Consider the following 12,156-nt stretch of genomic DNA (forward strand, 5'->3'; position numbering starts at 1 on the left):
ATTTTAAATTCTTCACTATATTTCGCCATAATAACACCCCCGAAAGTTAGATTTTCTACTCTAACTTTCGGGGGTCGGTACCACAACTCGATTAAGTGGTCGCAGCCGCTATGACACAAATATTGCCATCTCTGAACATTTCGGAGTAGCAAGCAAACATTTATATGTAGCAACAGGGAAGAACTATGCGGATGCATTGACTGGAGCAGTGCTCGCAGCGAAGGACGACAGTACAATTTTACTCGTTCATAACCAAGTTCCAGCTGCACTATCAAACTATATTAAGAAACAAAAAGCAGATAGTCTATCCATCTTTGGTGGAGAAGTAGCTGTAAGTAAAGATGTGGAGAATGCTTTGAGAAAGCTGTTGCCGTAAGAGGGTAATAAAGTAGGAATAGAGTTTAGGGAACTGCACCTCCGATTGTTATAGAGACTGACAATTGGGGGTGTGGTTTTTTATGGGAATATGGATCAGATTTTCATATTAGATGCAGTACCCAGCATCTAATATGAAAAGTGGCATTATGAGATCAAAATAAAAATTTTTCATTTAATATTTGGTTATAAGCGAGGACTGTATTTTTGTTCAAGTTTCTAGTTACCAAACATGATGAACCCAATTTTGTTCAAGTATGTTTACCAAAATAGGTTTAAAAGAAAGCGTTATCATTTATAGGAAAACGTATAATGTGAATAAGGGGGAATAACGTAATGTTAAACCAGCGGGCCGCTAATTTACTAAATGTTATTTTATCCAACAGGATCATTACAATTAATCAGCTCATTACAAAACTAAATTGTACAAGGAGACAAGTTAGTTATGATCTAGAAAAAATTAATGATTGGTTGGATAGTAATAATCTCCCGACTATTGAAAATGTTCGTGAGCAGGGTATAGTTGTGAACCCAGAGGTACGATCAAAGATTTATGAATTGCTCCCTGAGGTAGATATGTTCAGTTATTTACCATCCCAGGACGATAGAATGAGGCTCATTTTTATAAAGATTTTTGCTAAAAATGATTATCTTTCAGTTAACCATTTTACTAACTTAATAAAAATGAGCAGGAATACAGTTTTATCCGATATACAGCTTTTAAAAGAGGAAATTGATACGAATGATATTGAACTTACTTACAACCGTCAAGATGGATACAATCTAACAGGGAATGAGTTTAATATTCGTTCAGTTGCTTTTAAGTATGTTTCGCATATTCTTCAACTTCCAAATGGAGTTCAATTACTAGAGCAAGTATATGATGACCAGAGTGGTGCAGGCGAATTTCAAAGAATCTATAAAATTACTTATTCCATGATGATCGAAGCCGAAAAGGATTTAGATGTTTCATTTGTTGATGATCAGTTATTGGAGTTAACCATCTTCTTTCTTTTCCTAACTTTTAGAATGCAGAATGGCAATGGTTGCTTACTTTCCAGTGAAATAATAAATGCACTTAGAAATTCAGATGCCTATCTTGCTTCACAGAAGTTGCTGAAAAATTTATCATTCCCTGTTCCTAACGACGAAATCTATTATCTATCAATGCATTTATTGGGCCTCAATACGAGTTATCATGAGAGAATGTTTACCAATGACGACAGCAGTGATTTATATAGCATCATTGATCAAATAATATCAGATTTTGAGAAAATGGCTTGTGTCACTTTTACAAATAGTGAAGATGCGAAAATAGCTTTATTTTTGCATTTGAAGCCGGCTTATTACCGGATGAAATTCAATATACCTATCACGAATCCCCATTTAGAGAAAATAAAGCAGGAGTATTTTGATTTATTTGTATTAGTAAAGAAATCATTAAGTCGACTTGAGGAACTATTAATGGTCCCAATAACAGAGGATGAAATTGGGTATATTACAGTTCATTTTGGTGCCTTTATAAAAAATCAGGGACTACAATATAGGAGAAAAAGGTGTATCATCATATGTCCTAATGGTGTAAGCACTTCTTATATGCTCAAAAAACAAATGGAAAATTTAATCCCTGAAGTAGAGGTTGTTAGAGTTACATCACCGCGTGAGTATCAAAATACTTCGGAAGTGGAAATCGATTTTATTATTTCTACCATAACAATTAAGACAGAAAAACCATTGATTATCGTTTCACCGATTTTAACTGCGTTAGACAAATCAAAAATTATTCAGGAAGTCAATATTTTGCTATATCAAAAACATTTGCAATTACCAAAAGTAAATGAACTCATGAAAGCAATAAAGCAGTTTACAACAATTCATAATGAGAAAGCACTATATCAGGCAGTAAATGATATTTTAACGGGATCGACCGTCAAAGATTTGGGGAGGATTAAGCCAATGTTAAATGATTTACTAACTAGTGAAACAATTCAGATGACGGAAGCAGTGAACGATTGGCATGAAGCTATTAGAGTTGCCGCCAAGCCCCTATTGAATAACAAATCGATTGAGGAAAAATATGTAGACGCTATGATTGAAAATGTCGAAAAAATAGGTCCTTACATTGTATTAGCGCCCAAAGTGGCTATTCCTCATGCGCGTCCAGAAGATGGTGTTAATAAAATTGGCATGAGTCTCTTAAAGATAAATAATCCTGTTTCTTTTTCAAAAGAAGATAAAGAAAAGGATGTAAATCTAATCTTTGTTATTGCAGCAATAGATCACGAAATGCATCTAAAGGCACTTAGTCAGTTGTCTGAATTACTTGAAGATGAATCTATTGTTAATCAAATTATTGGGGTTAATCGTAAGGAAGAGATTCTTCCGTTTATAGAAGAATTTAGTTATTAAGATGAGGGAGGAATTTACATGTTAAGTATTATAACAGTATGTGGAAATGGGATTGGCAGTAGCCTCATGTTAAAAATGAAGGTTGAAGAAATTTGTAGGGAAAATGGAATCAGTGCATCAGTAGAGTCTTCTGATTTCAATGCTGCTTTAGGTCAAAAATGTGATCTAATTGTAACTGTTAAAGAATTGGCTACCCAATTTGACCAAAAACAGAAAGTGGCGGTTGTCCGTAGCTATATTAATAAGAAAAAAATACAAGAGGATGTATTAGATACGTTGAAAGAAGCTGCAAATCAGAAATAAATAAGGGGGAATTGTTAAATGGAACTTTTAACTGGGACTTTGGAATTTTTAAAAGACATTTTATCAGAGCCAGCTCTTCTTATTGGTCTTATGTCATTAGTTGGTTTAGTTGCATTGAAAAGCCCTGGACATAAAATATTAACGGGTACTTTAGGTCCTATACTCGGTTATCTCATGTTAAGTGCTGGAGCAGCTTTTATCGTTGAAAATTTAGCTCCACTTGGGCTAATGATAGAACATGGTTTTAATATCCAAGGAGTCGTTCCTAATAATGAAGCAGTTGTAGCTGCAGCCCAAGAGCTTTTAGGTGTAGAAACAATGTCAATTCTAGTTCTTGGATTAGTTTTAAACATTGTTATTGCTCGCTTTACAAAATATAAATATGTCTTTTTAACGGGGCATCATAGTTTCTTTATGGCATGTTTACTTTCTGCAGTATTAGGAGCAACTGGTTTAGAAGGTGCTCAACTTATTATCATAGGAGGATTCTTACTTGGTGCTTGGAGTGCAATCTCACCTGCAATAGGGCAAAAGTACACATTAAAGGTTACTGATGGTGATGAAGTTGCTATGGGACACTTTGGAAGTCTAGGTTACTATTTATCAGCCTGGGTAGGTTCCAAGGTGGGTAACCCAAGTGATAATACAGAAAATATCGATATACCAGAAAAGTGGAGTTTCTTAAGAAACACAACGATTGCAACTGCAATTACTATGATTTTCTTCTATGTAATATCAGCAATTGTTGCTGGACCGGAATTTGTATCGACATTATCTAATGGAACTTCACCATTATTATTTGCTGCAATGGCTGGTTTGAAATTTGCAGTTGGGGTTGCTATTGTTTACGCTGGGGTTCGTATGATTCTAGCAGATCTAATCCCAGCATTTCAGGGAATTGCAACAAAAATTATTCCAAATGCTGTTCCGGCCGTTGACTGTGCTGTATTTTTCACCTATGCACAAACCGCAGTAATTATCGGTTTTGTTTGTAGTTTTATTGGTGGTGTGATAGGGATGGTTGTCCTCGGGTTTGCCGGTGGAGTACTAATCATTCCAGGTCTTGTTCCACACTTTTTCTGTGGTGCAACTGCTGGTATATATGGAAATGCGACAGGCGGAAGAAAAGGAGCAATCATTGGCTCTTTTGTAAACGGTTTAGCGATAACATTCCTGCCTGCAATGTTGCTTCCAGTATTAGGAGAGTTAGGATTTGCTAACACAACCTTTGGTGATTTTGACTTTACAGTGCTTGGAATTTTAATAGGTCAAGCTGGTAATGCACTAAATATGGCTGGTATCTACGCAATATTGCTTATCGTTCTTTTAGCGCTAGTTATTCCTAACTTTGTAAAAACTAAATCAGCGGCATTAAATAACTATACTACTGAAGACGAAGATAATAGAAAAGTAAGAGGTGCCTAATATGGAAAATTTACGAGTTAAATTATATGCAGATGGTGCAGTTATTGAAGAAATGGTAGATGCATACGAGAGAGGGACGATAAAGGGCTTCACTACAAACCCAAGTTTAATGAAAAAAGCAGGGATTACAGAGTATGAAACATTTGCTAAACAGGCGATAAATAAAATTCCGGATATGCCAATATCATTTGAGGTTTTTTCAGATGACTTTGAGATTATGGAGAAGGAAGCTGAAAAAATTGCCAGTTGGGGAGAAAATGTTTATGTGAAAATCCCGATTAGTAATTCAATTGGAGAATCATCCCTTCCTTTAATACAAAGTTTGTCAGAAAAGGGAATTTCGCTTAATGTTACTGCAATTTTAACTATGGAACAAGTTAGGGAAACTGTAGCTGCATTTGCCGAGGGTACAAACAATATTGTTTCGGTCTTTGCAGGTAGAATTGCAGATTCTGGAATAGATCCTATCCCTCTTATGAAAGAAGCTGCACAAGTTTGTAAACAAAAAAAAGGAACTGAATTATTATGGGCGAGTTCGAGAGAATTGTTAAATATTTTCCAGGCAGAAGAATGTGAATGTGACATTATTACATGCACACAGGAAATATTGAATAAATTACCAAATGTAGGGAAAAGTTTGGAGCAAATCTCTTTAGAAACGGTTCAAATGTTTAGTAAAGATAGTAAAGAATTAGGGTTTTCTATCATATAATCTTCTATAAGGAAATCCAGTCACCAAGTTGACACGATTGGATTTTCGTTCTTTATGCAAATATGCACATTATTAAGTAGGATTAATGTTGTGATGAATCTTAGGCAAGCGAACGCAAATGAGGCATTTAATCAAATCATAAATTGAATAGACCTCTTTCTATTTTGTATTATTTCACAAGAATCAAATCCAATTTCCTCCATATTAAGGAAGATTCTCCCTGTGTAGTGAAGTTCTTTGTCTAATGAGCATTCCTGTGCTAACTTCACTAACTAGGGATTATCCAGTTTTGAATTAATCAGCGGGGGAGTAATCTCTTTTAAAAAATTGTTTATAATTTATAAGATTCGTTTTATCTCTCACAGAAGCATTTGCATACAATCTTTTACACTCCTGTTGTCCTCAAAAAAATTAATACAGGTAGTTTGATGAACTTAATCAAACTACCTGTAAAACTAAGAAAAACAGTAATTATATTTTAAATTGTCTAACAGATTCATTTAACTCTTCTGCTAGTTTTGCAAGTTGTTCCGAACTTCCAGCTACCTCTTCCATAATGCTACTTGTCTGTTGTGACGAGGCAGATGTTTGCTCGATTCCTGCAGCAGACTCTTCAGATATGGATGCAATCTCTTCTAAAGATCCATTCATCTCTTGTGCATTAGCAGTAATTTCAGATAAGGTTTCTGATATAGTTGTAATATTATTTACCATTTCTGTTACTGATTCACTTATATTGCCAAAAGTTTGACCGGTTGCTTCTATTTGTTCCGTTCCTAGTTTAACCTCTTTATATCCACCTTGTAATGAATCTGTTACTAGGCTGGTTTCCTTTTGGATATTTGTTACAATGTCTGTTATGTCGGTAACTGAATCAGATACCTGCTCTGCTAGTTTTCGTACCTCATCAGCCACAACGGCAAAACCTTTTCCATGTTCACCGGCCCGTGCAGCCTCAATTGCGGCATTTAGTGAAAGAAGGTTAGTTTGGTCTGAAACATCTTTAATAACCGTTACTAAATTAGAAATTTCTTGAGACTGTTTGTCTAAACCTTGTACCTTTTGTACAGAATCTTGTACGATTTGGTCGATTCTTTCCATTTGTTGAATCGATTTTTTCATTAACTCTGAGCCATCTTTTGTCATGTTTATGACATCCATCGAATTATCTCCTATACGCTCTCCCTTTTCATTCGCCTCTTGTACTTTCATGGTAAATGTACCCATAGCAGATGCTAAATCACTTGTACTATTAGCCTGTGTCTCAGAACCATCTGCTAACTCTTGCATGGTTGTTGCAACTTGTTCGGATCCAGCCTTAACTTCATTTGCTGATTGAGTCAATTCTTCACTTTGACTGTTAAGAGTCTCTGAAGTATTGGAAACATTCAAGATGATTTTTTTCAAATTACCTTGTAGGAGATTCAACGCATCGCCAAGTTGAGCTGTTTCATCTTTGGATTTGATGTGAATTTCACTCTGGGTTAAATCACCTTTTGCAAGATGTTCCATATGTTCGGTTACTTTTTTAATTGGATTAGAAATTTTGTTAGCAAATACCCAGACAACGAAGACTCCTACAATTAATGTAACTCCAGCTACAATTAATATGATGTTTAATAGTTCATTGGCTGGTTGGTTAAAGTCCATCATAAAAGTACCAGTGCTTACCACCCAGTCCCAATGTGGATCTGTTTTTGAATATGTTACCTTTGGTTCAATCTGACTTTCATTATTTGGTAAAGCCCAATCGTAATAAGTAAATCCACCACCATTATTTCCTGCTTTAATTAATTCCTGTACAAATTTTGTGCCATTGTGATCTTTCTCGTCCCAACCATTTAATCCCTCTACGGATGGGTGTGCAAGGTGTGTTCCATCTTGACTAAATACAACCATATACCCATTTTTGCCCAGATCGATGTTGGGGTTAATTGGACGTATTCCATCGGCATTCTTTTCGCCTAAAATTATTTCCTTTACATTTTCTTGCGCTACTTCCAAAGGCATATTGCCATTTTCTACCTCTTTATTATATCTTTCAATTATCTCAAGGGTAAATTCCACACTGTTTTTTAAATTCGTCCTACCGAGTTCATCCAAACTACTCGCGCTATTTTGATAGCTTACCATTCCTAAAACCAACATTGGGATAATCAATAGAAGTATCGATATGCTAATAAATTTTGCTTTAATAGATGAATTAATTTTTAGTGATTTAAATTTCATTATTTAACACCTTTCTATATCGTTCAAGATTTATATTTTTGTTTTTTTAAAACTTTATCTATTCCTTATTTTATTTTAGGAATAGTCTCAATAACGGCTGAATTAATATTTACTAATTCCATCGGCTATTATCAATTAAGTAGTAAGCAGATATCCATTTCACCGATATTATCGAATACGGCAGTCATATGAATAGCCCTTTCATAGCCTGATAACGTGGTGTTTCCTTGCAAAATTGTGGGAGCCGTAATATCTGTTTGAATACCATTCTCTATAATGGTAGTTGATATTCTCCCTGCAAGCATATTGCCTAATTCACCACTAAATGATGAAGGATTTCTCCTTCTAATTGCATACCAAACATGGCTTATAGAACTGAAAACCACTTTATCAGCGGATAAAATTAAACTGCCTTTAATATCTCTTGATAATCCAATCAATAGTCCAAATTTAATCTTTAAGTGCTTGCCTATTAAATGAGGTTTACTCATTTGATAATTATTAGGAACTATTGACTTTAAAGATGTATATGTTGCGTTCAATAAATCTGTAATGGTTCGGTTTCTTTCATTAATCTCTATTGTCAATTGTTAAACTCCTCCTTTCATTATTAAATACGTATATTTATCGTCATTCAGTACAATTGCAATCTCTACTATAACTATTATTAAATAGTGTTTTAGAAGACAATTAATCAAGGGATAGGGACTGGTAAATATTACCTATACTATATCGGTCTCATATTTTGGCAATGAAGCAGATGATAAAAAGAAGTAATTTTATAATTATTGAATTCGTATACAACAAATTTGATAAATTAAGAGAAAGTGGTTACCGTATTCCTGGGAAAAATTATTATAAAAGCTAAAAAAAGGCACAACAAGCAAATAAATCTGCCAGTTGTGCCTTTTCTTATATTAAATATTGGATTGCAACCTTCAAGCTCCTTATTCCATGTCTACTAGAACAGTGCCATCTTCGTTTTGTTCCACTGTGTAATCCCAAGAATAATCCTTTGTTTCTACTTCGCCGCTTTCATATATTAGGTTAATTGTTTCAATCGTTGTTACGATCCATTTACCATCTGATTGTTCTATATTAAAAATAGAGGCGTCTATGACTTCTTGCGTCATTCCACTTTCATATAATCGATCAACAAGTTCTTCTTGCATCTTATTTAGTGCACTTCCATCCTTTATATATGGACGGACAATCTCGTAATCATTAGCATTAATAGCTTCGACCAGCTTATAAACATAATTTAAAGTTACTTCTTCAATATCATTGCCAGCTGCTGTACTTGATGCTTCTACTTCATCATCAGTTGATACAGCTGTTTTCGAAGCGTTATACAATTTCTGCGAGCCTTCCAGTGTTTTCGTTGCAGTAAAAGTATCACCGAACCAACTATCAACAGAATAGCTAGAATTAATAAGCCATTGATTACTGCTTGAATCGAAAACTATTTCAACATTACAGTGATCGATTCGCTCGCCGAGTTCTACTTCCTCACCTTCCCTGTGAGACGCAGAGGTGAAATAGAACTTAGCTGGTACAGAAATATGCTGATCACTATCGAATCTTAAATCATTGAAATCCACTTCAATTGAATCCAATTGTCCTGAGAAATAGTCACCTTCCCCCTTATAATAATCAAAATTAGATTGGAAGGTTTCTCTCATATCATCCGTAATATTGGTGAACAAACTCTGATCATAGGAAGCATTTGCCTTGGCATATTCTTCACCATATAACAGAATGGCATCTGACAATTCATCCATCAGTGTCTTGCTTAATGTATTCGCACCGATCTCATAATAAGTATCTTCCAACGCAATACTTTCTGATTCGACTTCTCCCCAATCCGTCTCGACATTTGGCGTGACTTTGACGGACCCATCAAGAGTCAATGGACCAAGGGATTCAATCATTAGGTTTTCATCGAATGGTATTTTTTTCTTATTTAATGTAATATATGCATTTTTTATTGGTATACCATGATTATTGAAAAGTTCCAATGTTACATAAGCTGCTCCGAGCTCAACATTATGAGAAACCCAATCACTATAGCTATCTGCTAGAATAATTGATTCATCAGATTCGACTTCTGTATATTCCCCACTAAAGCTGCTATTAAGCTTATAGCTGCCAGGAGCCATTGGTCCATAGACAACTTGATTTTCATTACTTTCTACGATTGGGAAATCCTTTCCATTAAATGTACTCACAACACCATCGAATGGTATATTTACTGCTGCATATTGGGGTATTAGTGAAACGCTGTAACGAGTAAATATCCCCAGCCATTTTCCATTCTCGCTGATATTAAAGAGTTGATTATCAGTTGAAAAAGCTGCTAGATTACTAGTATCCAGATTAAAATAATCATTTCCTTCTTTTGCCAGTGAGATGAGGGCCTTAGCCTCAGCTTTTGAAATGGATGAACCATTTAAAATCGTTAGGTCTTGTACAGCTTTCGAATCCTTATCTTTTAATGCAGTAACAAATCTTTCCGCGGTATTTTCAGGAGAAGTATATGATTTTCCCCATATGTAAAAGCCAGCGAAGATAATTAATAGAGCGGCAATGGAACTCATTACTATCTTTTGCTTTTTAGTATATTTTCTTGGCTGTTTAACACGATTGACAGCAGCTTCCTTAGGCTGTTCCTTCGTTACTTCCAGTTTATGTCCACAATGCTGGCAGAAGTTTAAGGAATCGGTTATTGAACCCCCGCACTCTTTACAAAACTTATCCATACGTGATAATCCCTCTTTTTAGATAATTATTATTTAAGCATTTCCTCAAACTCTTTTTGATCAAAATCTTCCCCATAAATTACAAAATACTCACCACTAACTTCCTTCAATACCCAAACATATAAATAATCCTCGTCCAATTGCACGCCAACTAAATTCCATTTATCGCCAAGGTCATTGTCCAGACCTTCAATTGCTTCTTCTGTCAGTGTGTTTCTCTTTACCTCTTTGATATTCATATTCTCGATTCCGTTGAGGTCCATAACTGTAGAAGATAATACATCCATAAGTTCGTCTAAATAATAACTATTGTATTCATCAGATTGTGAAAATAGCTGATCAATTTGCTCCCCATCTCCATTTAGGGCTGCTTTGTACATGTCCTCAACTGCTCCCACAGCACCTTGGCTCGTACATCCGCTTAAAATTAAAATAATAAGTAAAAATAATGCCGTAAATCTTTTTTTCATGATGTCCTCCTGATGTTTTCATGTTGTATGTATATTTTGAAATTAATAACTAAAAAAATACTAAAACAAAAGTCATTCATTTCAATAAGTTGTATTATAGATTATTAGAATAGATTTGTTAAGACTTTATGACTATTATTTATTTTAAAATGATTCGATTATCCTAAAACATTTAATTGAATTTGATAAAATCTGCTTTAATATATGGAAAGTTTTGCTATAATCAATCTGGTAGTTAATAAGTAGTAGTAAGATAGAATTACATAATCGTAGTGAAATGTAAGAAACCTTCACCAGCTTGTTATGTCATAAAGAGATGTGAAATGAACAAGAAGGTTTAATATACATAAAGGAGAATTCATCATGTTAGTTTGTCCAAAATGTAACAATCATCAAGAGAGTGGTAAATTTTGTGGAGTTTGTGGAGAAGCGCTTCAGCAAGTTAGAAGTGAAGAGCAATCGAGTGAGAGTATCGAACACTCTGCATTAAGTCAAGGAGCTGCAGTATTGGAGTCCCAGTCTCAACCGACTGCATCAGCAATTAAAAGTGGGGTAAGTCAGTATTGGTCTTATTTTTTAAGCTTAGTTAAAAACCCTACACGTGCATTTCAATCCAATGAAAAACACTATCTAAATGGATTAATAACATTGGCATTATACGCTATTATCTTTTCATTAAGTATTTACTTTCTTACAAACTCAGTGATGCGTTCATTTGGTGGTTTTTTCGGAGAATCTGTCCCATTCTTTGCATTAGTTTCACGGATTGTAGTTTCTGTCATTATAACATTTGTTATTACTTTCGGAAGTGCTTTCGCAATGATAAAGCTAGCCAAAAACCAGGACTCATTTAAAATTATTATCGCTCAATACGGTTCAATTATTGTACCATTCACTGCACTAAATGTAATTGCAATGCTCGGAGGCTTAATTGGATCATACCAATTAACATTTATACCGCTATTAATATCTCTTGTATTTACATTTACATTTATACCTGTCTTATTTGTATTTGAAAAAGTATCAAAAATCAATGCAAATGGACAAAAGGTTTATCTTAGTCTGGCAACAATCGTTTTAATCAGCTTTATTTCCTATATCTTAAGTGATGCGCTATTATCAAGCTTGTTGGAAGATATTGAAGAACTATTATATTATGTTTGGTAGGTAGCGAGGATGAGGGCATAATAAGCAGATTTAATCTGCTTATTATGTCTTTTTTTTATGGAGTTGAGTTTGGATATGGGAGATCCTGTTAAAGGGATTCTTATTAGCCTGAGTCTATTTATATTTCTGATTCTTCATAATATCTTAATAATACATTCATACGTACTTAATAAATGGCACCTATAATAAATATAGATAGTTAATCAATTCATTTGATTAATTGCCGAAAGAAATATCATAATGGGGAGGGGATATTACTATTTAGAAATATCTATTAATTGTCTGTTTTATCTTTGGTAGTTAAGAA

At 34.5% G+C, this 12,156-nt stretch carries 9 protein-coding genes and 1 pseudogene; 6 read left to right on the plus strand and 4 right to left on the minus strand.

The features are described 5' to 3' along the window. Window positions 1-100 precede the first annotated feature (100 nt). The 5 genes and pseudogenes from CWR45_RS19930 to CWR45_RS16290 form a co-directional block, all read left to right on the plus strand. A pseudogene (locus tag CWR45_RS19930) lies at window positions 101-376 on the plus strand (cell wall-binding repeat-containing protein); the annotation flags it as partial. A 335-nt stretch (window positions 377-711) separates the two neighbouring features. Further along, window positions 712-2,784 (plus strand): BglG family transcription antiterminator, encoded by a 2,073-nt coding sequence (locus CWR45_RS16275; RefSeq protein ID WP_115750902.1) that lies wholly within the window; start codon window positions 712-714, stop codon window positions 2,782-2,784. A gap of 18 nt (window positions 2,785-2,802) precedes the next feature. Further along, entirely contained in the window at window positions 2,803-3,087 is a 285-nt protein-coding gene (locus CWR45_RS16280) for a PTS sugar transporter subunit IIB (protein ID WP_115750903.1), read from the plus strand. A gap of 18 nt (window positions 3,088-3,105) precedes the next feature. Next, on the plus strand, window positions 3,106-4,512 hold the full coding sequence (locus tag CWR45_RS16285; protein ID WP_115750904.1) for a PTS ascorbate transporter subunit IIC: 1,407 nt from the start codon (window positions 3,106-3,108) through the stop codon (window positions 4,510-4,512). Between the two features lies 1 nt (window position 4,513). After that, on the plus strand, window positions 4,514-5,224 hold the full coding sequence (locus CWR45_RS16290) for a transaldolase (protein ID WP_115750905.1): 711 nt from the start codon (window positions 4,514-4,516) through the stop codon (window positions 5,222-5,224). 471 nt (window positions 5,225-5,695) lie between these two features. On the opposite strand, the gene CWR45_RS16295 is transcribed toward CWR45_RS16290, so the two are convergent. The 4 genes from CWR45_RS16295 to CWR45_RS16310 all read right to left on the minus strand — a co-directional run bounded on the left by CWR45_RS16295 (window position 5,696) and on the right by CWR45_RS16310 (window position 10,682). After that, the gene (locus CWR45_RS16295; protein WP_115750906.1) at window positions 5,696-7,453 is read right to left on the minus strand and encodes a methyl-accepting chemotaxis protein; all 1,758 of its coding nucleotides are present in this window, start codon (window positions 7,451-7,453) and stop codon (window positions 5,696-5,698) included. 131 nt (window positions 7,454-7,584) lie between these two features. Then, the gene (locus CWR45_RS16300) at window positions 7,585-8,040 is read right to left on the minus strand and encodes a chemotaxis protein CheX (protein ID WP_115750907.1); all 456 of its coding nucleotides are present in this window, start codon (window positions 8,038-8,040) and stop codon (window positions 7,585-7,587) included. Between the two features lie 360 nt (window positions 8,041-8,400). After that, entirely contained in the window at window positions 8,401-10,212 is a 1,812-nt protein-coding gene (locus tag CWR45_RS16305; RefSeq protein WP_115750908.1) for a zinc ribbon domain-containing protein, read from the minus strand. 29 nt (window positions 10,213-10,241) lie between these two features. Then, a complete protein-coding gene (locus tag CWR45_RS16310; RefSeq protein ID WP_115750909.1) occupies window positions 10,242-10,682 on the minus strand; it encodes a hypothetical protein in 441 nt (146 codons plus the stop codon). 363 nt (window positions 10,683-11,045) lie between these two features. Here CWR45_RS16310 and CWR45_RS16315 point away from each other — a divergent pair, with 363 nt between their 5' ends. Continuing rightward, on the plus strand, window positions 11,046-11,849 hold the full coding sequence (locus CWR45_RS16315; protein ID WP_115750910.1) for a DUF6574 domain-containing protein: 804 nt from the start codon (window positions 11,046-11,048) through the stop codon (window positions 11,847-11,849). Window positions 11,850-12,156 lie beyond the last annotated feature (307 nt).

Source organism: Oceanobacillus chungangensis (assembly GCF_003369565.1).
In the GTDB taxonomy this organism is placed as follows: domain Bacteria; phylum Bacillota; class Bacilli; order Bacillales; family Amphibacillaceae; genus Oceanobacillus; species Oceanobacillus chungangensis.